Below are 24,467 nucleotides of genomic sequence, written 5' to 3' on the forward strand. Positions count from 1 at the left end.
AATATGCAGATAACCATCTGAGAGAGGGCAATAAAACCTAATTTTGGCGACTCATATAGACACAACAAATGTGGCGAAAAAGCGGCGATTTCGCCACAATCAGGACGCGCGTCACAGTTTGATTGCGGAAATCAGGCGGCCGTAGTCGGCTTCTTTTGCATGAACCGATCGGCGGTACGAATAGAATCTGTTCGGGTCCGAATAGGTGCAATGACGAATCCACTCTGCATGCCCGACACCAGCCTGACGTAACCGGTGCAGCCCATAGGACGGGAGGTCAAATTGCATCCGATCACCCGTTCCATTTGCGAAGAATCGCAGGTTTTCTGATGATTCAGTGGCAAATTCTTCTAGGAACTCGGGTCCGACCTCATACGCAGTTTGAGAGATTGTGGGCCCTATGACAGCCACTGTATTCTCGCGCCGTGCTCCTAGCGCCTCCATGGAGTCCAACGTGGCCTCAAGCACACCGTCTAGCGCGCCGCGCCAACCCGCATGTGCAGCTCCTATCACTTTTGCGTGGGTGTCGGCAAAAAGAACAGGTTGGCAATCCGCCGTGAGGATGGTCAGCGCCAGCCCGGGATAGGCCGTAACCAACGCGTCTGCTTTAGGCTTTTCCCCGTCGATTGGACCATCAACAGTTATGACCGTCGGTGAATGCACCTGATGCACCCCGATAAGGGATCCGGGATCGACCTCCATCGCATCCGCTACGCGGTTACGGTTTATCGCGACAGCCTCGGTCTGGTCAGATGATCCATGACCGCAGTTGAGCCCTGAAAATACCCCGGATGAGGCCCCGCCTCGGCGGCAGAAAAAACCATGGCGTACGGATGACAAGAGATCCGAAGTCAGAATTTCCAGCGTCATGATTCCAGTCCCGGTGGTAATGCGGCATAAGATGGGTACAGGCCCAGTACTTTGAACAGGTTTCCCATTTCCTCTGGGTGCGTCAACCGGCGATGTGCGGCTACTAACGCCTCAAGCTTGGACCCGCTGAGTGGTTTCGCCAATGCTTGCGCCCGCGCAGTGATGCCCAGCCGTTCCAGAAAAACGCCTTGGGGTGTCAGGCGCGAATGGGCGCAGCCTGCCGCTCGCGCTGCGCTCGCTAGAGGTTCGAAGTCCACATGGGCGGTCAGATCAGCTTGTCCGGGGCTGGAAAGCGGGTCTATCGGCTTGTGGGCATGTAGCGCCTGAAAAGTATCCCCAAGCGAATGCCAGTCGCCATAATCCAGGATCAGTCCGGCCCCGCCATGTGTCGCGATCCGTCCGGCGATCACAGTGATGATCGGTATGGCCGAAGGGCAAAGCTCGACCAGATCCCCATCCTGCGTGTCCTCAAGCCGGTTCTTCAAAGCGATCTGTGGCGACCGCGGCCCCAGGCCAAAAGCCAGTGATTCGTCCTTCATCCCGATCAAACGTTCCCGCCAATCGCTGTCATCGCGGATGAATTGGCGAATGGGCAGGGCGTCAAAGAACTCGTTTGCCACCAGAAAAAGCGGGGAATCGGGTAGATCGGTGACCGATGTAATCCAGCGTGGAGCATAGGCATCCAGCGTCTTTGCCTGAATGGCGCGCAGGGTTGGTGAGGCCTCAAGCAGTACAATATCTGCCGCCGGGTGAAAGCCATCCACGCCCTGTGTTGCACGCAGCATGTCAGCCATCAGCGTTCCGCGCCCGGGACCCAGCTCCGCTAGCGTGAAACGGCCCGGACGCCCCTGGTCAATCCAGCATTGCGCAAGGCTGAGCCCGATTAGTTCGCCAAACATCTGGCTGATTTCCGGGGCGGTGATGAAATCGCCCTGCGGGCCAAGGGGGTCGCGGGTGGAGTAATATCCCAGTGTCGGGTGCAGCAGGCATTCGGTCATATAGTCGGCTACACTCATCGGGCCGTCTTGTGCGATACGTGCCTGTAAGAGGTTGGCGAGGGTCATCACTTGGCCTTAGCGCGTGATGCCAGCCAAAGGCCAAAGGCAATCATTGGCAAAGACAGTAACTGGCCCATGGTCAGGCCGTAGCCGCCCATTTGCCAGGCAAGTCCAAGCGGATTTCCGGCCGAAACAAACTGTGCATCGGGTTGCCGGAAAAACTCGACAATGAAACGCGATGCGCCATAGCCCGCCATAAACACGCCTGTGACCAGACCGGGCCGTAGGAAAGCGTGGCGCCGATAGGCCAACCACAAGAGCAAGGCACCCAGCAGCAACCCCTCAAGCGCGGCTTCGTAAAGCTGAGAGGGGTGGCGGGCGCAAAGACCAATAACCGTCGGGCAGTTTTGGGCGGCAGGACCAGGGAATACAAAGGCCCAGGGCAGGTCGCTGGGCCTTCCCCACAGTTCGGCGTTGATGAAATTCGCGACACGACCCAATAACAGCCCAGGCGGCACGGTATGCGCGATCAGATCAGCAAGCGGCAAAATCGAAATTTGGTGACGTCTTGCATAGATATATGAGGCCACGACGACGCCTAGCAATCCACCGTGGAAGGCCATGCCGCCCTGCCAGACCATCAGAATTTCGATCGGGTTCGAAAGGTAATAGGCTGGTTGATAAAACAGCACGAACCCAAGTCGCCCGCCCAGAATCACGCCCAGAATGATCCAGGTGATCAGATCCTCAAGCTGGGCGGGTTGCATAGGTGGCGCCTTGTCGGGCCACAGGGCGGGGCGCTTTAGGGCGATCACCCCCAGGCGCCATGCAATCACAATCCCAGCGATATAGGCGAGGGCGTACCATCTAAGTGCGAACTCCATCCCGAACAGCGAGATCGAGAAAAGTTCGGGCGACAGATCGGGGAAATTCAGAACAGCCTGCATGTGCGTCTCATTGCCCGGGCTTTGAGGGTTAAGTCAACCTTGAGCCTGCGCCAATCATTCCCCATATAGAGACCAACCGCCAAATCGGAGGATAACCATGCAAACCCGCAACAAGATTCTGGATGATGTTTCCCAACTCATGACCAACGCCATGGGTGTTGCCCAAGGCGCAAAGGACGAGGCGGAGAACGCCATGAAGTCGATGATCGACCGTTGGCTGGCTGATCGCGATTTCGTCACACGCGAAGAATTCGACGCTGTCCGTGCCATGGCTCAGAAAGCGCGCGAGGAAAACACAGCGCTCGAGGCGCGCATTGCAGCGTTGGAAGCCAAGCTGGGCGAATAATCCCCCGCGAAATTTTCGAAAAAAGACAAACGCCGCGCAATCCGGTTCTGGGTTGTGCGGTGTTGTGCATCATGCCGTCTTGCGGGAATTAATCAAGACAAAGCTGCATCTGATGCCAATATTTTGATCCCCGTTGCCAGCTATCCACAACTTATTGCTGTTATCCCCAAAAATGGGGGTTGTCAGGCCATCACCCACAGCGCACCATATTTAGTACAGGCCTATGGGGGAAGCCCGGCTTGTAGAGCAGGCAACTAGCGCTGGGGCGCTGCCAGCCCCGAAGTGCTAGAAATTAGTGAGGTGGCATTATGGCCCTTTCCGAGCAGTTTCTTGAAGAAGACCTTCATCCAATCGACATTGTTGAACATCTTGCCGAACATCACGATTGGGACTTTGATCGGATCGGGGATGATCAGATCGCAATGGCTGTCGAAGGACAGTGGCGCACCTACTCGATTACGCTAGCCTGGTCGAATTATGACGAAACGCTGCGTATGGTATGCTCGTTCGAGATGGAGCCACCTGAGGCGCGCGAGACCGAGCTTTATGAACTGCTGAACAAGATGAACGATCAGTGCTGGGCCGGGGCCTTCACATACTGGGCCAATCAGAAGCTGATGGTTTACCGGTACGGTCTGGTTCTTGCGGGTGGTCAGATGGCCAGCCCGGAACAGATTGATACGATGATCACTGCAGCGGTCCTGAGCGCCGAGCGTTATTATCCCGCGATCCAACTGGTCACATGGGGCAACCGTACCCCGGAAGACGCGATGCAAGTCGCCATTGCAGAGGCCTACGGCCGCGCGTAAAGCTTTGCCCCGAGCCAAATAAGCGGAGGGGCAATCATGGACATGTCACGCGTCGCCGAACAGGGGCTGGTGCTTTTGGGATGCGGAAAGATGGGATCGGCCATGCTTGCCGGGTGGTTAGAGCATGGCCTTCCTGCCTCGTCAGTCTGGGTGATTGACCCTTTCCCGTCGGATTGGCTGAAATCGTCGGGCGTCAACATCAATACCCCGCTACCCGAGGGGCCTGCAGTTGTGCTGGTCGCGGTAAAGCCGCAGATGATGGGCGATGCGCTGCCCGCAATTACAGCCTTGGGCAGCGGGCGCAGCCTGTTCGTGTCGGTCGCGGCGGGCACCTCAATCTCCACATTCGAAGAGGTGTTGGGCCAGAAAACACCAATCGTGCGTGCCATGCCGAACACCCCGGCGGCGATCCGACAGGGAATCACAGCGTTGATTGGAAATTCTGCTGTTTCGGATGCGGATCTGGCCCTAGCCGAAAACCTGCTATCTGCGGTCGGTGAGACGGTCAGATTGCAGGATGAGGCGCAGATTGATGCCGTTACCGGGCTGAGCGGGTCCGGCCCTGCATATGTATTCCACCTTATAGAAACGCTCGCTGCTGCGGGTCAGGCTCAGGGCCTGCCACATGATTTGGCGATGAGGCTGGCCAAGTCCACGGTCGCCGGGGCAGGGGCCTTGGCCATGGCGTCTGACGAGGACCCTTCGCAACTGCGCGTCAATGTCACTTCGCCTAATGGAACCACGCAGGCCGCGCTTGAGGTCCTGATGCACGACGAATTCGGTTTTCCCGACCTGCTGCACCGCGCTGTTAAAGCCGCAACCGATCGGTCCAAGGAGCTGTCTCGTGGGTGAAATTACATTCGACGATTTTCTCAAGGTCGACATTCGCGTCGGCGAGGTTATCCGCGCCGAGCCCTTCCCAGAAGCGCGCAAGCCAGCGATCAAGATGTGGATCGATTTTGGACGAGACATCGGCGAGCGGAAAACTTCGGCCCAGATCACTGCGCATTATGATCCCGCCTCATTGGTGGGCAAGCAGGTGATGGCGGTGGTAAATTTCCCTCCGCGCCAGATCGGCAAGTTCATGTCCGAAGTGCTTGTTTTGGGATTGCCCGATGAGACTGGTGAGATCGTCCTGATCGGGCCGGATGGCAAGGTTCCAACCGGTGGGCGGATGCACTGATGCGTGTGTTCATTGCCCGACCGATGACCGCCTCTGTCGCAGCACGTGCACGCGCAGAGTTTGACGCAGAGATGCGCAGTGAAACCTTGCCGATGTCACCCGAGGAAATGGGGCATGCGCTGTCCGAATTCGATGTGGTGGTGCCGACCTTGGGCGACCTGTTTTCTGCCCAGATCTTTGCTGAGGTGCCGGAACCGCGGTGCAAACTGCTGGCAAACTTTGGGGTTGGGTATAATCACATAGATGTGGAGGCGGCCCGTCAGGCCGGAATCGCGGTGACCAATACGCCTGGCGCTGTCACTGACGCTACGGCCGATATTGCCATGACATTGCTGCTGTCCACGGCCCGCCGCGCCGGAGAAGGCGAACGGCTGGTACGTTCAAACCTTTGGCAGGGCTGGCACCCGACACAGATGTTGGGCCATCACGTGACCGGCAAACGGGTCGGCATTGTGGGCATGGGGCGCATTGGGCAAGCCATCGCGCGACGTTGCCACTATGGGTTTGGTATGCACGTCGCCTATCAATCGCGCAGTCCAAAGGAGTTAGAGTTTCCGGCGGATTATGTCCCAGACCTCAAAGCTTTGGCTGCCGGTGTCGATTTCCTGATCCTGGCTGTGCCGGGCGGTGCCGAAACCCGGCATCTGATCAATGCGCAGGTGCTGCAGGCGATGAACGCTGCTGCCATCCTGATCAATATTTCTCGGGGAGAGGTAGCGGATGAATCGGCCCTGATTTCGGCGTTGCAGGAAAAGCAAATCGCGGGTGCGGGTCTGGATGTCTACGAATTCGAACCTGCAGTGCCGCAAGCTCTGATAGATTTGCAGAACGTGACCCTGCTGCCCCACCTGGGTACCGCGACTGAGGAGGTCCGCAGCGATATGGGGCACATGGCGCTAGATAATGTTGCGGCCTTTGTTCAGGGGCGTCCGCTGCCAAATCCGGTTTAGGTGCCCACGGCCTCGCGCCAATGCCTGCGGCACAGCGAGACATAGGTTTCGTTGCCACCAATTTGAACCTGAGCACCCTGGGTGATGGGATTTCCATTCTCGTCCTGACGAATCACCATTGTTGCCTTGCGGCCGCATTCGCAGATCGTGCGAACCTCACGCATCTCATCCGCCAGCGCCAGCAAGGCGGCCGACCCGGGAAACAGCCGGCCCTGAAAATCGACCCGCAACCCATAGGCCAGCACCGGCACGTTCAGGTCATCTACGGCGCGGGCCAGTTGCCAGACCTGATCTTCGGTCAGGAACTGGGCTTCGTCGATAAAGACACATGCAATTTTGCCTTGCGCCAGACGGGCTTCGATCATGGCGAAAACATCATCATCGGTGTCAAAAGTATCAGCCTCGGATGATATCCCAATCCGCGAGGCAATTTTCCCAGCACCGGCGCGCCCATCCAATGCAGCCGTCATCAGGTAAGTATCCATGCCGCGCTCGCGATAATTATGCGAGGCCTGCAGCAACACGGTCGATTTGCCCGCGTTCATAGTCGAGTAGTTGAAGTAAAGTTTTGCCATGGCTCGGGTCTAATTCGCCAGCCCCGCCTGGGCAAGCCATCTCATGTGGCGAAATGAGCGACGCCGCCGTTGTCCAGTTAGGGGATGAGCTCACGCTCTTTGGGGATGGAGCCCCTGCACTCACAACAGCGACGCCTTCGGCCTATAAGCGGCCTAAACGAAGCGGGGCTAATATGTGCCCCGCTATCACTCGCTACCGGCATTATTGCCGCCACTCACTCACAAAACCCTCGCATATCTGAGGGATAGCCAACATATCGCATTTCAATTATGAATCAGGTATGGGAAATTTCATTTCCCTTTCCCCCGCAATGGCAGATGTAGTGGGGAAGGCAGGTAGCAAAGGTAAAAACATGGCAGATATCGGGGCCTATCTCAAAAAGCACACCGAAGCGTTGGTCAAGGACGTTGGAATTGAGTCCGCGTGCGAGATCACGGGTAAATCCAAAGCCACGCTTGGCCGATATTATTCAGATAATGCAGAGCATGCTGATCGGTTCATGCCGGTTGATGCGGTTGCACGCCTTGAAGCGGTGGCCAACTTTCCGCATGTGACGTCGGCGTTGGCCGACCTCAAGAACATTACGCTGTCATATGATGGCCGCAACACGGACGCTCCTCGCACCGGAGGTGTGAATTCGGATGTCATCGCGTTGAGCCAACGCTTTGCCATGCTTATGACCGAATATCAGTCAGCTATCGAAGACGGTATCATCACGGTGAACGAGGCCAAACGCCTGTTGAAGGAAACCAGCCTGCTGCAGCATGTTCTGATCGAGATGAAGCTGCACCTGGAAGAAGAAAGCGTGAGCTGAGGCAAGGGAAGTTGCGTGTCTTGATCCAGTTTGGTGTGCGTACCGATACTCATGACATGCTAGGTCAAACTTGACCCGATCTGAACGCTCGCATGCTGGGGCTTTTGCCGCTTGCCGCTGGACGGGGTGATGCCAGTGCTGAAACAAGGATCAAACAACCAAGCAGGGTAGAATAAGCCCGGCTTTCTTGTACGAATTTGTGGTTGCGCGGAGTGTTGTCTTAACCGTGCCGTTTCACGATTACCGAACCCACGGAATACCCTGCTCCGAAGGAACAGATAAGGCCGATCTCGCCATCGGTGAAATCGTCAGAGTATTTCGAAAATGCGATGATCGACCCAGCCGAGGACGTGTTCGCATAGTCTTGCAGGATGTTTGGCTGCTCTCCGGGGGCGGGTTCGCGGCCCATGACTTTTTTACCGATGAAATCATTCATCGTTTTGTTCGCCTGATGCAGCCAAAGACGTTTGAGATCGGCGTTGCTGATCCCTTCGGCGTCCATGTGATCGGCAATGTGCTTGCTGACCATTGGAAGAACCTCTTTGAACACTTTACGGCCGTTTTGCATGAACTGCATATCGCGGCGGTCGGTCAATCCCTCTGGCCGAGTGCGACGCAGGAAGCCATTATTGTTTCGGATGTTGTTGGAAAAATCCGTGGCGCAGCTGGTCGACAAAATCTCGAAATGCGGTCCGGTCGCATCCTCGATCCGTTCGATCACGGTGGCCGTTGCCACGTCACCAAAAATAAAGTGGCAATCTCGGTCACGCCATTCCAGGTGGCCCGTGCAAATCTCGGGGTTTACCACAAGCGCACATTTTACCGAACCGGACCTGACCATATCCGCCGCCGCCTGAATGCCGAACGTGGCCGAAGAACAGGCAACGTTCATGTCGAATCCGAACCCTTTGCATCCCAGCGCCTGCTGGATCTCGATCGCGATTGCAGGATAAGCCCGTTCATGGTTCGAAGCCGCGCAGATTACCAGATCAACATCGTCCCCGTTGCGCCCAGCCTGTGCCAGCGCTTTCTTGCAGGCGTCAACGGCCATTTCGGTCATGATGCCAGGTTCATCGTCAGAGCGCTGACGAAACAGCGGGTGCATCACGTCGGGATCCAGAACGCCCGCTTTGTCCATCACATAGCGGTTCTCGATTCCGGAGGCCTTCAGAATGAACTCTTCAGACGAATGCTGCATCGGTTCAACGTCACCAGCGGCAATCGCATCTGCGTTCTGGGTGTTCATCTTGTCGGCATATGCATTGAAGGCCGAAACGAGCTCGGCATTCGTAATGACATTATCTGGCGTGAAAACACCCGAGCCGGTGATTGCTGGCGTATACATGTTGGGTCCTGGATTTCTGGATTCACCCAAAATGCCGTTATGATTGGTATTGTTCAAGAGAGATTGACCCGAGGGAATGTTAAGCTTGGTTGGAAATTGAGCTTCAGTTCTTGAATAGTTCGTTTTTCGAAGTATATACGCGTCAAATTCTGCAAGGAATCATCCCATGGCCCATGATCATAACACTCTGTTGCATCGCTTAAGCCCCGAGATGCAGGCGATGATGGGTGTGTATGCGCTCTATTGGAAGCTCGAGGAGAGCTTCGATGCCATCGAAATAGAGCTGAGCCATCAGGAATGCCATATGGTGATCAAATTGGATCAGCCCAGGCGCATGGGCGTTTTAGCGGCTGACATGCTGTCAGTTCCTTCGACAATCACGTCGACCGCCGATGCCTTGGAAAAAGCGGGCTATCTGAGGCGCGAACGCGACCCTGAGGACCGCCGGGCATGGCTTTTGGTTTTGACCGAAAAAGGCACAGAAACACGCCAGATGCTTGTGGCCCAAGCGGGCGCCCTGTTTCAGCGCGCGTCCGGACTGACCAAAGATGAAACGGCAGAATTCGCAAGACTGGCCCGGAAGATCCGGGAAAACATACTGAAAACTGGAATTCCCGAGGGACTGAAGAAATGAAACTGATCTCTGCTTTGGGCGTGGCCCTGACCATTCTCTCCAGCTCAATCATGGCTGAAGAAGCTGCCAAGCCGGTAAAGCTGATGGTGGTAAAGGAAACCACACCTGGGTTCACACGTCAGTTCTTTGGTCGCGTCGCTGCGCGGCAAACGGTTGATCTGGCCTTTCAGGTGGCTGGACAGATCATTGAAATGCCAGTGGCTGAAGGATTTGTCATCCCCAAGGGTGAGCTGATCGCCGAGCTGGATCGCGAGCCGTTCCAGCGCCGCTATGATCGTGCCGTTCTGCAGAAAGATCAGGCGGATCGGACCCTGGCCCGCCTGTCTCGGCTGCGGGGAACTGCGGCCAGCCAAGTGGCTGTGGACGACTCTGAGACTGCGGCGCAACTGGCTGATATCGCTGTGCGTGACGCGCTATACGACCTGGAACAGGCGACATTGACGGCACCGTTTAACGCGCTGGTGTCCAGCCGGGCGGTCGAGGCCTTTACCACTGTTTCCGCAGGTACCCCGATCGTGCGCATCCATGATATGTCCGAACTTCGGATTGAGGTCGACGTACCCGAAATTTTGTTTCAACGGTCAGGCCAGCAGGATGACATCACCATCACCGCGAAATTTCCGGTGAGCGACGAAGTCTTCCCGCTTCAGATCCGCGAATTCGATGCTGAATCTTCAAGTGTCGGTCAAACCTTCCGCATCCAATTTGGCCTGACACCGCCTGAAGGGCTGCAAATTCTGCCTGGTTCGTCGGCTACTGTGACCGTTCGGGTCAAGGACCAGAAACGGGGGATCTTTGTTCCGCCTACAGCCATTGTGGCCGATGTCGAAGGGGCGCTGGGCGTAATGGTGTTTTCTCCGACTGGGGCTGACCAAGGGACACTGCGCCGCGTCCCCGTTACCATCGAGCCCACGGAAACCGGTGATGTCAACGTACTGGACGGCCTAAGTGACGGGGAAGAAATCGTTGTCGCCGGCGGCGACGTTTTGATTGACGGTCAGGTGGTGCGCCGCTTTACCGGCCTTGCCAACTAAGGGGCGGATTGATGAACATCGCACGCGCATCCATTGATCGCCCTATCTATACATGGCTGGTCATCCTGATCGCCTTGTTCGGCGGCATCTGGGGATTTCTGTCGCTTGGCCGTCTGGAAGATCCAGCCTTCACAATCAAAAACGCCGTCATCGCTACCCAGTATCCGGGGGCAACGGCTGAACAAGTGGCGCTGGAGGTTTCAGAGCCACTGGAATCCGCCATCCAGCAGATGGGCGAGGTCAAGACAATCACATCAATGAACCAGCCCGGTTTTTCGCTGATCGAGGTCGAGATTAACTCAGCCTATGATGGGACCGAGCTACCGGAGATCTGGACCAAATTGCGCGCCAAAGTCCGTGACGCCTCACGGGAGCTGCCATCGGGGGTGGGTGAACCGCTGGTCAATGACGGGTTTGGCGATGTGTTTGGCTTGTTTTATGCGGTCACGGCCGAGGGCTTCTCGGACGCTGAAAAACATGAGCTTTCCACATTTCTTCGGCGCGAACTACTGACGGTTGACGGTGTCGCGGATGTCGAGGTGATGGGGCTGCCGCAAGAGGCGATCTTTATCGAACCCGACCTGTCTATTTCGGTGAACCAGAACGTGCCTCTGCAGGCGCTTACCGACGCGATTACAAATGCGGACTCGGTAAACTCGTCGGGGTCATTGCGATCAGAAGATGGCCGGACCGCGATATTAACCGCCGAAGGGTCCGATACGGTTTCCGCCATAGCTGGCCTTTCTGTTGGATCGCAGGGCCAGGTTATCAACCTGTTCGATATGTCGAATGTACATCGTGGTCGCCTAACCGATCCCAATGTCATCATCCGGTTCAACGGGACCGAAGCCTTCACTCTGGGTATCGCTGGGCTTTCGACTGATAATATCGTTGAGGTCGGCAAGCGTGCTGACGCGAAATTTGCCGAGTTGGATTCTCAGATCCCCTATGGTGTCGAAATCCTGCCGATTTACCAGCAGCACGTCGTTGTTGAGCAGGCATCGAACGATTTTCTGGTGAACCTCGCGCTGTCGGTCTCTATTGTTGTTGCGGTTTTGGCGCTGTTCATGGGTTGGCGCGCGGCTGTGGTTGTGGGAACAACTCTGTTGCTGACCGTGGTTGGCACGTTGTTGTTCATGGCATTGTTCTCGATCGAGATGGAACGAATTTCGCTGGGCGCTTTGATCATCGCGATGGGTATGTTGGTGGACAACGCCATTGTGGTGGCCGAAGGAATGCAGATTGCAATGCTGCGCGGCAAGAACTCGCGCGATGCGGCGGATGAGGCTGCGGCCAAAACGCAAATCCCGCTGTTGGGAGCAACGGTGATTGGCATCATGGCTTTTGCCGGGATTGGTCTTAGCCCTGATGCGACGGGTGAGTTCTTGTTTTCGCTATTTGCTGTTATCGGGATATCGCTGCTGCTGAGCTGGACCCTGGCGCTGACGGTGACTCCGATGCTTGGGCACTATTTCTTCAAGCAGGGCAAAGAAGGTGAAATTGATGCCTATGGCGGGATCATGTTCCGTGTTTATGGCGCGATCCTAAACTGGGCGCTGCGGTTCCGTTGGATGGTGATTGCAATGCTGGTGGGCATTACGGTGGTCTGTTTCGCAGGATTTGGCTTGGTCAAACAACAGTTCTTTCCAGACTCGAATACACCGCTGTTTTTCGTGCATTACAACCTGCCGCAGGGCACACCCATTGCGCGCACCGCCGAGGATATGGCTGTTTTCGAAAACTGGCTGGCGGATCGGGACGATGTGGTATCTGTCACGACATTTGTTGGGCAAGGAGCAACTCGTTTTTTGTTGACCTACTCTTCGGAAAAACCGAACCCCAGCTACGGTCACATGATCATCCGGACGGAAACATTGGATGACATTCCGGCTTTGCGGGCGGATCTCGAGGCGTTTGGCTCGGCGCAGTTCCCCGAAGGCAAGTTCCGCACCAAGCGGCTGGTCTTTGGTCCTGGCGGCGGTGATCCAATTCAGGCCCGTTTCTCGGGAAGCGATCCGGCGGTGCTTCGGCAACTTGCGAATGAGGCTGTGCAGACGATGCGCGCGGCCTCGCCCAATGCGCTGAACGTCTATCACGACTGGCGCGAACAAGGGCTGGCTGTCCAGCCAATTTATGCGACCGAACGGGCGCAGACCGCTGGGGTGTCGCGCGAAGATATCGCGGCGACTCTGCAATTCTCGACCGATGGGATCACCGGTGGTGTGTTCCGCGAGCGCGACCGCCTGATTCCGATCATCTTGCGCCGCCCGGTGGACGGGGATTATTCGATCGTGGATCAGGTTGTATTCTCGGACCAGTCGCAGAAATTCGTACCGATCGAGCAGATGGTCGACAGGTTCGAATATAAGGCACTCAATACGCTGGTTCACCGCCGGGATCGTGTGCTGACCATTACGGTAGGGGCCGACATCCCGCCGGATTTGACAGCTGCGCAGGTTCATTCCGAAGTCCGCACAGCCATCGAAAGCATGGAGCTGCCAGCGGGCTATCGACTGGAATGGGGTGGAGAGTTCGAGAATGCTGGCGATGCAAATAAAAGCCTGGGTCGTCAGTTGCCGTTGAGCCTGTTGATCATGGTTCTGATTTCGGTGCTGATATTCAACGCCATTCGTCAGCCGATCATTATCTGGCTGTTGGTACCGATGTCGGTAAACGGAGTGGTGATCGGTCTGCTGGGCACGGGTCTGCCGTTCACATTTACGGCGCTACTGGGACTGCTTAGCCTATCGGGGATGCTGATCAAGAATGGTATCGTTTTGGTCGAAGAGATCGATTTGGTACGTGCAACCGGGCAGGGGCTGCGTGAATCGATCATCGAGGCTTCGGTCTCGCGTTTGCGCCCGGTGATGCTGGCCGCAATCACGACGATTTTGGGTATGGCTCCGTTGTTGACGGATGCGTTCTTCAGGTCGATGGCGGTGACCATCATGGGTGGTCTGGCCTTTGCCACGGTCCTTACCATGGTGGCGGCCCCCGTGTTCTACATGGTGTTCTTCCTGCCGGAGGAACGGCGCAAGAAACCACCGCAGCCGGTTGTCTAAATGAAAAACCCCCGGTCATGGACCGGGGGTTTTGCTTTATTCTGGTGTAGTGGGAGAAGGTCAGCCTTGCAGGGACCTGACCTCGACATCACCTTCGGCCTGCGCCTTTATCGCCAACGCGGCAGCGTGGCTGGCGGCGGCGGTGGTGAAATATGGGATCTTGTCATAGAGCGCGATGGACCGGATGGCCTTGCTGTCCTCGACCGCCTGTGCACCTTCGGTGGTATTCATCACCAACTGTACCTGACCATCTTTAAGCATGTCAGCCACGTCGGGGCGACCTTCGTAGACCTTGTTGACCAGATCACAGGCAATACCGTGCTCGGCCAGCCAGCTTTGCGTTCCGCGGGTGGCGACAAGGGCAAAGCCCTGTGCGGCCAGAACCTGTGCGGCCTCAAGCATGGCAGGCGTCTTGTCGGCATCCTTGATCGAAATAAACGCACGTCCCGAGGATGGCAGCACCATTCCCGCACCCATCTGTGCTTTGAGGAAGGCGCGGGGGAAGTCGCGGTCCCAGCCCATGACTTCTCCGGTCGAGCGCATCTCAGGCCCCAGAATAGTGTCGACGCCGGGGAACCGGGCGAAGGGCAGCACCGCCTCTTTCACCGAGAACCACGGCATATCCGGGTCTGCCAGTGTCATCTGGTCGGCGATCTTGGTGTCGTCCACGGTCTTGTAAGCCGGGCGCAACGGGAAATCCGCGAGCTTCTCGCCGGCCATCACACGCGCTGCGATGGAGGCAATGGCGCTGTCCGTGGCTTTGGCCACAAATGGCACGGTGCGTGAGGCGCGCGGGTTGACTTCGATCAGGTAGATATCGTCATCCTTGATCGCAAATTGTACATTCATCAGGCCGACAACGTTCAACGCCTTGGCCAGCTTGAAAGTCTGATCCTTGATCCGGCTAATCACCTCTTTCGACAGCGAGTAGGGCGGCAGCGAACAGGCGCTATCGCCCGAATGCACGCCAGCCTCTTCGATATGCTGCATGATGCCTGCGACATGTACGTCCGTGCCGTCGCACAGGGCGTCGACATCCAGTTCAACCGCGCCCGCCAAATAGCTGTCCAGCAGCACGGGGCTGTCGCCCGAGACCACCACGGCCTCGTTGATATAGCGCCGCAGCTGGTCCATATCGCGCACGATTTCCATCGCGCGGCCACCCAGTACATAGGACGGGCGGATCACTAGCGGAAAGCCGATATCCTCGGCGATTTTCAGCGCCTGCTCGTCGGTCGAGGCAATGCCGTTATTGGGCTGTTTCAGGCCCAGATCGTTGACTAGCGCCTGGAAGCGTTCACGGTCTTCGGCCAGATCGATGGCGTCCGGCGTGGTGCCGAGGATCGGGATGCCTTCCTCTTCCAGCGCATTTGCCAGTTTCAGCGGGGTCTGACCGCCGAACTGCACGATTACTCCGTGCAACGTGCCGTTTTCTTGTTCCTTCGTCAGGATTTCCATCACGTGCTCGAAGGTCAGAGGCTCGAAATACAACCGATCCGAGGTGTCGTAGTCGGTCGACACGGTCTCGGGGTTGCAGTTGATCATGATGGTCTCATAGCCCGCATCGGTCAGTGCGAAGCAGGCGTGACAACAGCAATAATCGAATTCGATCCCCTGACCGATCCGGTTGGGGCCGCCGCCCAGGATAACAACTTTCTTGCGGTCACTCGGGCGCGCCTCGCACTCAACATCACCCATCATAGGGGCTTCGTAGGTTGAGTACATATAGGGCGTCTGCGCCTCAAACTCGGCAGCGCAAGTGTCGATGCGCTTGAATACTGCGTTAACACCCAGATTGCGGCGGGCGCGGCGTACATTGCCTTCGTCACGGCCTGTCAGGTTGCCCAGGCGCGCATCGGTAAAGCCAAGCATTTTCAGCCTGCGGATGCCTTCTTCGGTCACCGGCAGGCCGTCTTTGCGCAACTGACGCTCGGCCTCGATGATCTCGCGGATGCGGGCCAGGAACCAAGGGTCAAATTTGGTGACCCCAAAAATCTCATCATCGGTCAAACCGTGACGCATGGCCTGCGCGATGGTGCGCAGACGGTCGGGGGTTTGCTTGCTGATCGCTTTGATCACCGCGACTTTGTCACTGACCTCGTCCCAGACACCAACGTTCAGGCCGGGGATTTCTACTTCATCAAAGCCAGTCAGGCCGGATTCCATCGAGGCCAGCGCCTTTTGCATCGATTCGTGGATCGTGCGGCCAATGGACATGGCCTCACCCACCGATTTCATCGCCGTGGTCAGGTAAGGTTCAGAGCCGGGGAACTTTTCGAACGCAAATTTCGGAATTTTTGTCACGACATAGTCGATGGTTGGCTCGAAGGAGGCGGGCGTGACCTTGGTGATGTCATTGTCCAGCTCGTCCAGCGTATAGCCAACAGCCAGCTTGGCCGCGATCTTCGCAATCGGGAACCCGGTCGCCTTGGACGCCAGCGCGGACGAACGCGACACGCGGGGGTTCATCTCGATCACGACCATTCGGCCGTCTTCGGGGTTGATCGCCCATTGTACGTTCGAACCGCCAGTCTCGACCCCAATCTCGCGCAGAACGGCGATGGAGCCGTTGCGCATGATCTGGTATTCTTTGTCGGTCAGTGTCAGGGCAGGGGCCACGGTGATCGAGTCGCCGGTATGCACACCCATCGGATCGATATTCTCAATGGAACAGACGATGATGGCGTTGTCGGCCGTGTCGCGTACCACCTCCATCTCATACTCTTTCCAACCCAGCAGGCTCTCATCGACGAGGATTTGGTTTACCGGCGAGGCATCCATGCCCGAGCGGCAGAAGTGAATATAATCCTCGCGGTTATAAGCCACACCGCCGCCGGTGCCGCCCATGGTAAAGGCGGGGCGAATGATGGCAGGCAGGCCGATGTCTTCCAGATCGCCCAAGGCAATCTGGACGCCAGCATCAAGATCGGTGGAGCCGTCGTCGCGCTTGGGGGCGGTAACGATGGTGGCCTTGGGGTTTTCGATGCCCAGCCGATCCATCGCTTCGCGGAATAGTTTGCGGTCTTCGGCCATTTCGATGGCGTCGCGGGTCGCACCGATCATCTCGACACCGAACTCGTTCAGTACGCCCATCTCTTCCAGTGCAAGTGAGGTGTTCAGTCCGGTCTGCCCACCCATTGTGGGCAACAAGGCGTCGGGGCGTTCCTTCTCGATGATCTTGGCGACAACTTCGGGCGTGATCGGCTCGATATAAGTGGCATCGGCCAGACCGGGATCGGTCATGATTGTCGCCGGGTTTGAGTTTACCAGAATGACCCGGTATCCTTCTTCGCGCAGGGCTTTACAGGCCTGTGCGCCTGAATAGTCGAATTCGCAGGCCTGACCGATGACAATGGGGCCCGCCCCGATGATCATGATCGACTGGATGTCGGTTCTTCTCGGCATAGCCTGTTTCCTTCGGTTAACTGCGAGTCAGGGCACCGCCCGCGTGCCCAAATTGTTCTGCGTTATAGGGACCGCGCCAAAAGGTTCAAGAGGTATCGGAAACAGGGGCGAAATTGCCGCTTTCCCCTCTTTCCCTTACCGCCGTATTGTCTATACCGCGCAGCACGACAAATGAGGATGCACGTGCGTATTCGTTTTGATCAGGGGCCGGCCGGATCGGGAACTTATTTCGAACGGCCAGACCGGGTGATCCGCGCAGACAAAGCGGAAGACGTGCCACAGGCGTTGGCGGCGCTGGATGAGGCACGCGCGGATGGGGCCTGGCTGGCCGGTTATGCAAGCTATGAGCTTGGATATGCGTTGGAACCCCGCCTGTTGGACCGGATGCCTACTGACCGCCGCCTGCCACTGCTGTGTTTCGGTGCCTATGATGCGCCAGGCCAGTGCGATCTGCCCGCACCCCTAGGCGGTGTTGCCGAATTCACACCGCGCTGGGACGAGGCAAGATATGCAAGCGCCTTTCAGCTGGTCCACGATGCGATCGGGGCAGGGGATATCTATCAGGCCAACCTGACGTTCCCCATTGACCTGACATTGCAAGGGGATAGCGCCGCGCTTTATGCGGCGTTGGCTGTGGGCCAGCCGGTCGGTCACGGAGCGCTGGTTCAGCAGGATGATTTGCCCGATTTGCTCAGCCGCTCGCCAGAGTTGTTCTTTCGCACCGGTGCAGATCGGACGATCGAAACCCGCCCGATGAAGGGCACACAACCCCGCAGCGAAGACATGGCCGAGGACGCGCGCCGCCGCGATTTCTTGTCGAGAGACGAGAAGAACCGCGCTGAAAACCTCATGATCGTTGACCTTCTGCGCAATGACATCAGCCGGGTTGCGCTGCCGGGGTCCGTAAAGGTACCCGAGCTATTCAAGGTCGAAACATATGCAACCGTGCATCAGATGATCTCGCTGGTGCAGGCACAGCTGCATCTTGGGGCAGAACTTTCCGATATCCTAAACGCGTTGTTTCCCTGCGGCTCGATCACAGGCGCGCCCAAAATTCGCGCGATGGAGATTTTGACCGATCTCGAACCCTGGCCACGCGATATCTATTGTGGTGCTATCGGTTGGGCCGCGCCAGACGGGCGATCCGAGTTCAACGTGGCTATTCGCACGCTGATGGTCGAGGGCAACAAGGCCACGCTGAATGTGGGTGGGGGCGTCGTCTGGGACAGCACAGCCCCATCCGAATATGAGGAAGCGCTATGGAAGGCACGTTTCGCCCACCAGCTGACCCTGACTTCCGTCTGATCGAAACGCTGGCATTCCGGCCAGAGAGCGGGTTTGTGCGTGTTGGAAAACACCTAGCCCGGATGGAGCGTTCGGCACGGGCATTGGGGCTTCCTTTCGATGCAGGGCGCGCGATTGCAACGCTTGACCAAGTTGCGGGTTCAACCTCGTTGCGCTGTCGATTGACGATGGACATCAGTGGCGGGTTTGGCGTGACAACTGGTGCACTGGCGGATAACCCGTCCGTCTGGCGGGTCGCAGTTTCCAATACGAGGCTTGCCGCCTCTGATATCTGGTTGCAGCACAAGACGACGCAGCGCGATGTTTATGACCGGGCCCGGGCGGCACTGCCCGAGGGCGTAGATGAGTGGCTGTTTCTGAATGAGCGTGACGAAGTGTGCGAGGGCACCATTACTAACATCTTTCTGGACATGCCCGATGGTCGTTGCCTGACGCCGCCCTTGTCCTCCGGCTTGCTTCCCGGAATTTTGCGCGAAGACTTGCTGGAAAATAATAAAGTCAGCGAGGCGGTGCTGACCATGACCGACCTGCAAAGCGCGGAATGGTTCTGGATGGGCAATTCCTTGCGAGGCCTGATCTGGGCAGAATTGGCGGTACTGTGAACAGGCAAACCGATTGGGCTGAAGCCGCAGCACCTTCCCGTTGGTTGCGACTGGAATTCGGTTTGTTCTTCATCGCCGTACCTGTGCTGATTGCCGTACTTTTCCCGCCCAACTGGATGTTTCCATCGCTGTTTACCTTTACGGCCATCGGGATCGTGTTGTTGCATTTCACGCACGGATTTGCCTGGGCGGAATTGCGATATAGCTGGCGCAACTGGTCCTGGCCCGAAGTCGCCGGCTTTGCTGTGGGAATGACACTGTTTTGTGTTGCGCTAGTACGACTGACCCGTCCCGAAGCTGCCTTTTTCCTGTTGCACAACCAACCCGAGCTGCTGGCGATGATTTGGGTGTTTTACCCATTCGTTTCCGCCCTGCCGCAAGAGCTGCTGTTCCGGTCGCTGTTCTTTCGTCGCTACCACGCAATCCTGCCCAATGGACGCACAGCTTATCTGCTGAATGCATCGCTCTTCTCGCTTGCGCATCTGATGTATTGGAGCTGGATCGTAGCTCTGATGACATTTGCCGGAGGGTTGCTGTTCACCTGGGCCTATCGCAAACGCGGATCGTTTTTCTATGCGGTTCTGCTGCATGCCATCGCGGGGAACATCATCTTTGCGGTGGGTCTGGGCATCTATTTCTACTCAGGCAACGTGCAAAGGCCGTTTTGACGGTGCGACTTGCCTTGACTTTCCCAGTCTGACGCGGTGTATCGGCCCGACCAATTCTGCGCCCGAAGGGATATGATCCATGCACGCCTATCGCAGCCACACCTGCGCCGCTCTGACTGCCGCCAATGTCGGTGAAACCGTTCGCCTGTCTGGCTGGGTGCATCGGGTCCGAGATCACGGCGGCGTTCTATTCATCGACCTTCGCGATCATTTCGGCGTCACACAGATTTTGTGCGACGGCGACAGCGCGGCATTCGCCGAACTGGAAAAAGTCCGCTCGGAATGGTGTATCCGTATCGATGGCACAGTCAAAGCGCGCGCCGCCGATCTGGTGAACGCGAAATTGCCCACGGGCGAGATCGAAGTTTACGTGCGCGAGTTGGAAGTACTGGGCGCCGCTGACGAGCTGCCCCTGATGGTGTTCGGCGATCAGGAATACCCTGAGGAAACGCGCCTGCGCTATCGTTACCTGGACCTGCGCCGCGAGGCGATGCAGAACAACATGACCCTGCGTTCGGACGTTGTCGCCTCGATGCGCAAACGCATGTGGGATCAGGGCTTCCGCGAGTATCAGACGCCGATCATCACCGCATCTTCGCCTGAAGGCGCGCGCGACTTCCTTGTGCCGTCGCGTTTGCACCCGGGCAAGTTCTACGCGCTGCCACAGGCCCCACAGCAGTTCAAACAGCTGATCATGGTGTCGGGCTTCGACAAGTATTTTCAGATCGCGCCCTGCTTCCGTGACGAAGACCCGCGTGCCGACCGCTCGCCCACCGATTTCTACCAGCTTGACCTTGAGATGTCGTTTGTCGAACAGCAGGACGTGTTCGACACGATCCAGCCGGTTCTGACCGGTGTGTTCGAAGAGTTCGGCGGCGGCCGTAAAGTCGATCAGGACTGGCCGCAGATTTCCTACAAAGATGCGGCGCTGTGGTATGGCAGCGACAAGCCCGATCTGCGGAACCCTATCAAAATGCAAGTGGTCTCTGACCACTTCCGCGGGTCTGGCTTCGCGATTTTCGCGAAGCTGCTGGAGCAGGAAGGCACCGAAATCCGCGCCATCCCCGCGCCGACCGGTGGTAGCCGTAAGTTCTGCGACCGCATGAACGCCTTTGCTCAGAAAGAGGGTCTGCCCGGCATGGGCTATATCTTCTGGCGCGATCAGGGCGAAGGGATGGAGGCCGCCGGTCCACTGGCCAAAAACATTGGTCCTGAACGGACCGAGGCGATCCGCCAGCAACTGGGTCTGGGCGTCGGAGACGCTGCGTTCTTCCTGGGCGGCAAACCGAAAGCCTTTGAAAAGGTGGCCGGCAGGGCGCGCGATGTGATCGGTGATGAACTGAACCTGACCGAGAAAGACCGCTTTGCCTTTGCCTGGATCGTCGATTTCCCGATCTATGAGCAAGACGAAGAAACCGGTGCGATCGACTTTGAACACAACCCCTTCTCGATGCCGCAGGGCGGGATGGAGGCGCTGAACGGCAATCCTCTGGACGTGCGCGGTTATCAATATGACCTGGCCTGTAACGGATACGAGCTGGTCTCGGGCGCGATCCGGAACCACAAGCCCGAGATCATGCTGAAGGCTTTTGAGCTGGCTGGCTACGGCGCGGATGAGGTGAAATCCCGCTTTGGCGCGCTGTTCAACGCCTTCCACTATGGCGCCCCGCCGCACGGTGGCTGTGCAGCTGGTATCGACCGGATCGTGATGCTTTTGGCCGATGAAGCCAATATCCGCGAAGTCATGATGTTCCCGATGAACCAGCGTGCCGAGGATCTGATGATGCAGGCACCGTCCGACCCGGCCTCGGACCAGCTGATGGAGTTGGGCCTGCGGATTATCCCTCAGGACTGATAGAAAACCTGCCACAGTCGCCTGTGGCGGTTTTTTTCTGTTTTCAACCCATTTCCAATTCTCTGTTAGCGGGTTTACAGGAAATGGTCCTTTTTCCTCTCGCGGCTGTTCCGAATGTCACGCGCGCTGACGCGTGTCTGTCTGTATGCCCACAGACAAAGGAGCGATGCGGTAATTAGATATGCGGTTGTCACTTCAGATAGCCTCGCGCTGTTCCAGACGGGCCTGCACTATTCCCGCAACTTGGGCTGTCAGAGCGGTGATGGGCATACCTGCGGCGCGTGAGGCTGCCAACTGCTGGGCGGCTTCGGCCAGAACCGTATCTTCCGCATCACGGGCAACGCCGCGCAGGAATTGGGCCGCATAGTCCAGTGACCGGTGGTCATTCGGTCCGGCCAGAACATCGGCGATATGTGCCATGTCGTCCTGATAGGCCATAGGATCGGGGCATATCACCTCATCCCGAACGGCGTGGAGCGTGGAGGGGCGGCGGTCTTCAGGTAGACAATTCAGAATAGACGACTGGAAATAGGACAGTGAGTTAAGCGGTTTGGCAAGAAACCCGTCCGCGCCAACCTCTGTCGCAAGGGTTTCTGAATTGTCGTCGCCTGACATGCCCAGGATCGCTCCGATCCGGGGCGTAGTCATGGCCAATTCGGCAATCAGATCAGCACCAGAGCCATCGGGTAGTCCCATATCCACCAAGATCACAGAAGGCCGATAGATTTGAAGATGGCGTCGGGCGGATTTCAGGCAATCGGCCCGCCTGATCCGCGCACCCGAATGCAAACACATTAACCGGATAGCGTCGCAGGCATAGCGGCTGTCCTCAACAACCAAAATGGTTTGTCCCAGCAGCGGCCGCGTGGCCGTTGGCTGTGCGGGTGCGGTGAAGGGGCTCGAATCGTCCATGGCAGAACTCCTATTCAGCAGATGCTTCACGCTAGGAACTTCTGGCTAACACGGGGTTAACGGCAATTTGGCGCACTTGTCCTTTGCCTGATCTGTCCCCATAACCGCTGCAACGCAGAAGGTAGGAGAGTTCCATGATTGGCCGCTTAAACCACGTTGCCATTGCCGTCCCTGATCTTGTGGCGGCGTCTGAACAGTACCGCAGCGCTTTAGGTGCCAAGGTTGGCGCGCCGCAGGATGAACCTGATCACGGCGTTACTGTGGTGTTCATTGAATTGCCCAACACCAAGATCGAGTTGCTTTATCCTCTGGGCGATGACAGCCCGATCAACGGTTTTCTAGAGAAGAACCCCGCCGGCGGAATCCATCATGTCTGCTATGAGGTGGAGGATATCATTGCCGCGCGTGATCACCTGAAAGAAACCGGCGCCCGGGTGCTGGGTAGCGGTGAACCCAAGATCGGCGCGCACGGGAAACCGGTTCTTTTCCTGCATCCCAAAGATTTCAACGGCTGTCTGGTCGAGTTGGAACAAGTATAGACACCGGAGGTGTACACATGACGATCACTGCAGGACTGGTTCTGTTTGCCGTCATCTGGTTCATGACGCTTTTGGTGATTCTGCCGATCCGCATCAAGACCCAGGGTGATTTGGGCGAGGTCGTTCCCGGCACCCATTCAGGGGCCCCGGAAGTGCATCACATGAAGAAAAAGCTATGGATCACCACCGGGGTGTCGGTCGTGCTCTGGGCTATCATTGCAGGGATCATTATTTCGGGCGTGATTTCGGTACGGGATTTCGATTGGCTAAATCAAATGGAACCGCGAAACTAGGCGTCAGGGCGTTGGCCCTGACAGCTTATGAAAGATATGCGTGAATGTAGCAGCTCCGATAATCGGGATCACAAGATTCACCAGCGGAATAGACAGTGGGATGGCCATCAACGTGCCCGCAAGCCAAATTGTTGACGAATGTTGTGCCCGCAGTTTTCGCGCGCCCTCACGCCCGATACGGCGCATGGCTGCCAGCGTAAAATACTCACGCCCCAGCAGAAATCCGTTCATCGCCCAAAAGATAAACGGGGCCAGTGGCGTGAAGATCGCATAAAGGATCAGCGCCAGAAGGTTGGCCACAATCAGCACACCCATAAAACCAAGCGCGTCAGTGATCGCATCGCCTATTGGGATGCGTGGAACCGCAGGCAGGCTCGGATAATGCCTGTCCTCAACAGCTTGTGCAACATCGTCCAGAAACACAGACGTGATGGCTGAGGCGACGGGAATCATCAGAAACACTGGCAGGATCAGCACCAGGAAAATGCCGGAATAGCTGAGGACGTCATTCAGCCAGGGAACTGCACCAATGAATGGCAGCGATATCTCGTCCCCTGACAGCCGGTTGATCAGCCAAATTGCACCGGCGCAGGCTGCGATCAGCATAAGAATGGTCAGACCAATGCCCCGAAGCAGGACCCCGCGGAATTTCGGGTCTCCGATCTGACCAAGCGCTGAAAAAAAGGCGTTGAGGATGATCATTCTGTGACCCATTCGGTCAGGGCATCAACATCCGGGCGGGGGCGTTCGGGCGGGGTCGAGCCCTCGGTCGCGATATGGATCAAACCGGCAACACTCTCGTTATCCCGTAATCCAAACGCCTTGCGACAGAATTCTGGATCGTGGGTTTGCCAGCCAGACAACCAATTCGCGCCCCATCCTGCGGTCAAAGCAGCGTTCAGCAAAGCAAGGCAAACAGCCCCAGCTGAATAGGTCTGCTCGATGGCTGGAATCTTTTCCGAAGGCTTCTGAACCTCGATCACAGCGACGGCGAGATGGCCTAAATCAAACTGTCCGCGCGCTTTTTCAATGTCTTGAGGGGATTTGCCAAGCGCCTCACCGCATTCCTGCGTTAGCCCCGACAGGCGCCCCATTGCGCCTTTTTCAAGCACGATGAACCGCCAGGGTTCCAGTTTTCCGTGATCCGGGCTGCGGGCTGCTGCGGTCAGCAGGGGCATCAGCTGCTCACGGTCGGGGGCTGGTTCAATCAACGTTTTGGCTGGGCGCGACCGACGGGTCTGCAGAAACTCAAAAGCGGCCGGATTCTTCAAGGACATATGTTAACTTCCTTTACATAGGCTGTCTGTATCTGGTTGAACG

Annotated in this window: 24 protein-coding genes; 15 read left to right on the plus strand and 9 right to left on the minus strand. The window is 57.1% G+C overall.

What is annotated here, in order from left to right:
- Positions 1–111: 111 nt before the first annotated feature.
- The 3 genes from pgeF to lgt are packed head-to-tail and all read right to left on the minus strand — an operon-like array spanning position 112 to position 2,815.
- Positions 112–870, minus strand: coding sequence for a peptidoglycan editing factor PgeF (pgeF, locus tag AC2FIM_RS10485; RefSeq protein WP_496677646.1), 759 nt, complete (start codon positions 868–870; stop codon positions 112–114).
- Positions 867–1,934: a class I SAM-dependent methyltransferase gene (locus tag AC2FIM_RS10490; RefSeq protein ID WP_271949223.1), complete on the minus strand. Its 1,068-nt coding sequence runs from the start codon at positions 1,932–1,934 to the stop codon at positions 867–869. Before AC2FIM_RS10490 ends, pgeF begins: the two co-directional genes overlap by 4 nt.
- Entirely contained in the window at positions 1,934–2,815 is an 882-nt protein-coding gene (lgt, locus tag AC2FIM_RS10495) for a prolipoprotein diacylglyceryl transferase (protein ID WP_271949224.1), read from the minus strand. The genes AC2FIM_RS10490 and lgt overlap by 1 nt, the downstream gene beginning before the upstream one ends.
- Positions 2,816–2,912: 97 nt before the next feature.
- Between lgt and AC2FIM_RS10500 the strand changes: the two genes are divergently transcribed.
- The 5 genes from AC2FIM_RS10500 to AC2FIM_RS10520 all read left to right on the plus strand — a co-directional run bounded on the left by AC2FIM_RS10500 (position 2,913) and on the right by AC2FIM_RS10520 (position 6,103).
- Positions 2,913–3,161 carry an accessory factor UbiK family protein gene (locus AC2FIM_RS10500; RefSeq protein WP_142636566.1) on the plus strand — a complete coding sequence of 83 codons (249 nt, stop codon included), beginning with the start codon at positions 2,913–2,915 and terminating at the stop codon, positions 3,159–3,161.
- A 308-nt stretch (positions 3,162–3,469) separates the two neighbouring features.
- On the plus strand, positions 3,470–3,970 hold the full coding sequence (locus AC2FIM_RS10505; RefSeq protein ID WP_142636568.1) for a type III secretion system chaperone family protein: 501 nt from the start codon (positions 3,470–3,472) through the stop codon (positions 3,968–3,970).
- Between the two features lie 36 nt (positions 3,971–4,006).
- On the plus strand, positions 4,007–4,822 hold the full coding sequence (proC, locus tag AC2FIM_RS10510; RefSeq protein ID WP_496708113.1) for a pyrroline-5-carboxylate reductase: 816 nt from the start codon (positions 4,007–4,009) through the stop codon (positions 4,820–4,822).
- On the plus strand, positions 4,815–5,153 hold the full coding sequence (locus tag AC2FIM_RS10515; protein ID WP_282021513.1) for a tRNA-binding protein: 339 nt from the start codon (positions 4,815–4,817) through the stop codon (positions 5,151–5,153). Before proC ends, AC2FIM_RS10515 begins: the two co-directional genes overlap by 8 nt.
- On the plus strand, positions 5,153–6,103 hold the full coding sequence (locus tag AC2FIM_RS10520; protein WP_496708114.1) for a 2-hydroxyacid dehydrogenase: 951 nt from the start codon (positions 5,153–5,155) through the stop codon (positions 6,101–6,103). The genes AC2FIM_RS10515 and AC2FIM_RS10520 overlap by 1 nt, the downstream gene beginning before the upstream one ends.
- Here AC2FIM_RS10520 and AC2FIM_RS10525 read toward each other — a convergent pair.
- Complete coding sequence (locus AC2FIM_RS10525; protein ID WP_142636576.1) at positions 6,100–6,678, minus strand: thymidine kinase; 579 nt, start codon at positions 6,676–6,678, stop codon at positions 6,100–6,102. The two genes, AC2FIM_RS10520 and AC2FIM_RS10525, sit on opposite strands and share 4 nt — an antisense overlap.
- A gap of 353 nt (positions 6,679–7,031) precedes the next feature.
- On the opposite strand from AC2FIM_RS10525, the gene AC2FIM_RS10530 reads away from it, so the two are divergent.
- Complete coding sequence (locus AC2FIM_RS10530; protein ID WP_142636888.1) at positions 7,032–7,493, plus strand: hypothetical protein; 462 nt, start codon at positions 7,032–7,034, stop codon at positions 7,491–7,493.
- Positions 7,494–7,713: 220 nt separating this feature from the next.
- Here AC2FIM_RS10530 and AC2FIM_RS10535 read toward each other — a convergent pair whose 3' ends face one another.
- Positions 7,714–8,838: a beta-ketoacyl-ACP synthase III gene (locus AC2FIM_RS10535; RefSeq protein ID WP_271949238.1), complete on the minus strand. Its 1,125-nt coding sequence runs from the start codon at positions 8,836–8,838 to the stop codon at positions 7,714–7,716.
- Between the two features lie 166 nt (positions 8,839–9,004).
- Between AC2FIM_RS10535 and AC2FIM_RS10540 the strand changes: the two genes are divergently transcribed.
- The 3 genes from AC2FIM_RS10540 to AC2FIM_RS10550 are packed head-to-tail and all read left to right on the plus strand — an operon-like array spanning position 9,005 to position 13,568.
- Positions 9,005–9,472 carry a MarR family winged helix-turn-helix transcriptional regulator gene (locus AC2FIM_RS10540; protein WP_496708115.1) on the plus strand — a complete coding sequence of 156 codons (468 nt, stop codon included), beginning with the start codon at positions 9,005–9,007 and terminating at the stop codon, positions 9,470–9,472.
- A complete protein-coding gene (locus tag AC2FIM_RS10545) occupies positions 9,469–10,506 on the plus strand; it encodes an efflux RND transporter periplasmic adaptor subunit (RefSeq protein WP_281972671.1) in 1,038 nt (345 codons plus the stop codon). The genes AC2FIM_RS10540 and AC2FIM_RS10545 overlap by 4 nt, the downstream gene beginning before the upstream one ends.
- Before the next feature lie 11 nt (positions 10,507–10,517).
- The gene (locus AC2FIM_RS10550; RefSeq protein WP_281972672.1) at positions 10,518–13,568 is read left to right on the plus strand and encodes an efflux RND transporter permease subunit; all 3,051 of its coding nucleotides are present in this window, start codon (positions 10,518–10,520) and stop codon (positions 13,566–13,568) included.
- A 60-nt stretch (positions 13,569–13,628) separates the two neighbouring features.
- On the opposite strand, the gene carB is transcribed toward AC2FIM_RS10550, so the two are convergent.
- Positions 13,629–16,973, minus strand: coding sequence for a carbamoyl-phosphate synthase large subunit (carB, locus tag AC2FIM_RS10555; RefSeq protein ID WP_496708116.1), 3,345 nt, complete (start codon positions 16,971–16,973; stop codon positions 13,629–13,631).
- 177 nt (positions 16,974–17,150) lie between these two features.
- Between carB and AC2FIM_RS10560 the strand changes: the two genes are divergently transcribed.
- The 4 genes from AC2FIM_RS10560 to aspS all read left to right on the plus strand — a co-directional run bounded on the left by AC2FIM_RS10560 (position 17,151) and on the right by aspS (position 21,403).
- Positions 17,151–18,278: an aminodeoxychorismate synthase component I gene (locus AC2FIM_RS10560; protein WP_142636586.1), complete on the plus strand. Its 1,128-nt coding sequence runs from the start codon at positions 17,151–17,153 to the stop codon at positions 18,276–18,278.
- A complete protein-coding gene (locus AC2FIM_RS10565; protein ID WP_142636588.1) occupies positions 18,233–18,880 on the plus strand; it encodes an aminotransferase class IV family protein in 648 nt (215 codons plus the stop codon). The genes AC2FIM_RS10560 and AC2FIM_RS10565 overlap by 46 nt, the downstream gene beginning before the upstream one ends.
- Positions 18,877–19,548 carry a CPBP family intramembrane glutamic endopeptidase gene (locus AC2FIM_RS10570; protein ID WP_142636590.1) on the plus strand — a complete coding sequence of 224 codons (672 nt, stop codon included), beginning with the start codon at positions 18,877–18,879 and terminating at the stop codon, positions 19,546–19,548. Before AC2FIM_RS10565 ends, AC2FIM_RS10570 begins: the two co-directional genes overlap by 4 nt.
- A gap of 79 nt (positions 19,549–19,627) precedes the next feature.
- A complete protein-coding gene (gene aspS / locus AC2FIM_RS10575; protein WP_496708118.1) occupies positions 19,628–21,403 on the plus strand; it encodes an aspartate--tRNA ligase in 1,776 nt (591 codons plus the stop codon).
- Positions 21,404–21,598: 195 nt separating this feature from the next.
- Here the strand turns inward: aspS and AC2FIM_RS10580 are convergent, their stop codons facing one another.
- On the minus strand, positions 21,599–22,315 hold the full coding sequence (locus tag AC2FIM_RS10580) for a response regulator (protein WP_496708119.1): 717 nt from the start codon (positions 22,313–22,315) through the stop codon (positions 21,599–21,601).
- Positions 22,316–22,449: 134 nt separating this feature from the next.
- Here AC2FIM_RS10580 and mce point away from each other — a divergent pair, with 134 nt between their 5' ends.
- Together mce and AC2FIM_RS10590 are read left to right on the plus strand one after the other, a co-directional pair.
- A complete protein-coding gene (gene mce, locus AC2FIM_RS10585) occupies positions 22,450–22,854 on the plus strand; it encodes a methylmalonyl-CoA epimerase (RefSeq protein WP_271949260.1) in 405 nt (134 codons plus the stop codon).
- Between the two features lie 17 nt (positions 22,855–22,871).
- Positions 22,872–23,147 carry a DUF1467 family protein gene (locus tag AC2FIM_RS10590; RefSeq protein ID WP_142636598.1) on the plus strand — a complete coding sequence of 92 codons (276 nt, stop codon included), beginning with the start codon at positions 22,872–22,874 and terminating at the stop codon, positions 23,145–23,147.
- Positions 23,148–23,150: 3 nt separating this feature from the next.
- On the opposite strand, the gene AC2FIM_RS10595 is transcribed toward AC2FIM_RS10590, so the two are convergent.
- Both AC2FIM_RS10595 and AC2FIM_RS10600 read right to left on the minus strand, forming a co-directional pair.
- Positions 23,151–23,849 (minus strand): EI24 domain-containing protein, encoded by a 699-nt coding sequence (locus tag AC2FIM_RS10595; protein WP_185956679.1) that lies wholly within the window; start codon positions 23,847–23,849, stop codon positions 23,151–23,153.
- Entirely contained in the window at positions 23,846–24,424 is a 579-nt protein-coding gene (locus AC2FIM_RS10600; RefSeq protein WP_271949263.1) for a nitroreductase family protein, read from the minus strand. The genes AC2FIM_RS10595 and AC2FIM_RS10600 overlap by 4 nt, the downstream gene beginning before the upstream one ends.
- Between the last annotated feature and the right edge of the window lie 43 nt (positions 24,425–24,467).

This window comes from Ruegeria sp. CDSC052 (assembly GCF_059610685.1).

Excerpts from the sequence above, each read along its gene's own strand:
- pgeF (WP_496677646.1), bottom strand. The coding sequence starts at position 870 with ATGACGCTGGAAATTCTGACTTCGGATCTCTTGTCATCCGTACGCCAT.
- AC2FIM_RS10490 (WP_271949223.1), bottom strand. The coding sequence starts at position 1,934 with ATGACCCTCGCCAACCTCTTACAGGCACGTATCGCACAAGACGGCCCG.
- lgt (WP_271949224.1), bottom strand. The coding sequence starts at position 2,815 with ATGCAGGCTGTTCTGAATTTCCCCGATCTGTCGCCCGAACTTTTCTCG.
- AC2FIM_RS10500 (WP_142636566.1), top strand. The coding sequence starts at position 2,913 with ATGCAAACCCGCAACAAGATTCTGGATGATGTTTCCCAACTCATGACC.
- AC2FIM_RS10505 (WP_142636568.1), top strand. The coding sequence starts at position 3,470 with ATGGCCCTTTCCGAGCAGTTTCTTGAAGAAGACCTTCATCCAATCGAC.
- proC (WP_496708113.1), top strand. The coding sequence starts at position 4,007 with ATGGACATGTCACGCGTCGCCGAACAGGGGCTGGTGCTTTTGGGATGC.
- AC2FIM_RS10520 (WP_496708114.1), top strand. The coding sequence starts at position 5,153 with ATGCGTGTGTTCATTGCCCGACCGATGACCGCCTCTGTCGCAGCACGT.
- AC2FIM_RS10525 (WP_142636576.1), bottom strand. The coding sequence starts at position 6,678 with ATGGCAAAACTTTACTTCAACTACTCGACTATGAACGCGGGCAAATCG.
- AC2FIM_RS10530 (WP_142636888.1), top strand. The coding sequence starts at position 7,032 with ATGGCAGATATCGGGGCCTATCTCAAAAAGCACACCGAAGCGTTGGTC.
- AC2FIM_RS10535 (WP_271949238.1), bottom strand. The coding sequence starts at position 8,838 with ATGTATACGCCAGCAATCACCGGCTCGGGTGTTTTCACGCCAGATAAT.
- AC2FIM_RS10540 (WP_496708115.1), top strand. The coding sequence starts at position 9,005 with ATGGCCCATGATCATAACACTCTGTTGCATCGCTTAAGCCCCGAGATG.
- AC2FIM_RS10545 (WP_281972671.1), top strand. The coding sequence starts at position 9,469 with ATGAAACTGATCTCTGCTTTGGGCGTGGCCCTGACCATTCTCTCCAGC.
- AC2FIM_RS10550 (WP_281972672.1), top strand. The coding sequence starts at position 10,518 with ATGAACATCGCACGCGCATCCATTGATCGCCCTATCTATACATGGCTG.
- carB (WP_496708116.1), bottom strand. The coding sequence starts at position 16,973 with ATGCCGAGAAGAACCGACATCCAGTCGATCATGATCATCGGGGCGGGC.
- AC2FIM_RS10560 (WP_142636586.1), top strand. The coding sequence starts at position 17,151 with ATGCACGTGCGTATTCGTTTTGATCAGGGGCCGGCCGGATCGGGAACT.
- AC2FIM_RS10565 (WP_142636588.1), top strand. The coding sequence starts at position 18,233 with ATGGAAGGCACGTTTCGCCCACCAGCTGACCCTGACTTCCGTCTGATC.
- aspS (WP_496708118.1), top strand. The coding sequence starts at position 19,628 with ATGCACGCCTATCGCAGCCACACCTGCGCCGCTCTGACTGCCGCCAAT.
- AC2FIM_RS10580 (WP_496708119.1), bottom strand. The coding sequence starts at position 22,315 with ATGGACGATTCGAGCCCCTTCACCGCACCCGCACAGCCAACGGCCACG.
- mce (WP_271949260.1), top strand. The coding sequence starts at position 22,450 with ATGATTGGCCGCTTAAACCACGTTGCCATTGCCGTCCCTGATCTTGTG.
- AC2FIM_RS10590 (WP_142636598.1), top strand. The coding sequence starts at position 22,872 with ATGACGATCACTGCAGGACTGGTTCTGTTTGCCGTCATCTGGTTCATG.
- AC2FIM_RS10595 (WP_185956679.1), bottom strand. The coding sequence starts at position 23,849 with ATGATCATCCTCAACGCCTTTTTTTCAGCGCTTGGTCAGATCGGAGAC.
- AC2FIM_RS10600 (WP_271949263.1), bottom strand. The coding sequence starts at position 24,424 with ATGTCCTTGAAGAATCCGGCCGCTTTTGAGTTTCTGCAGACCCGTCGG.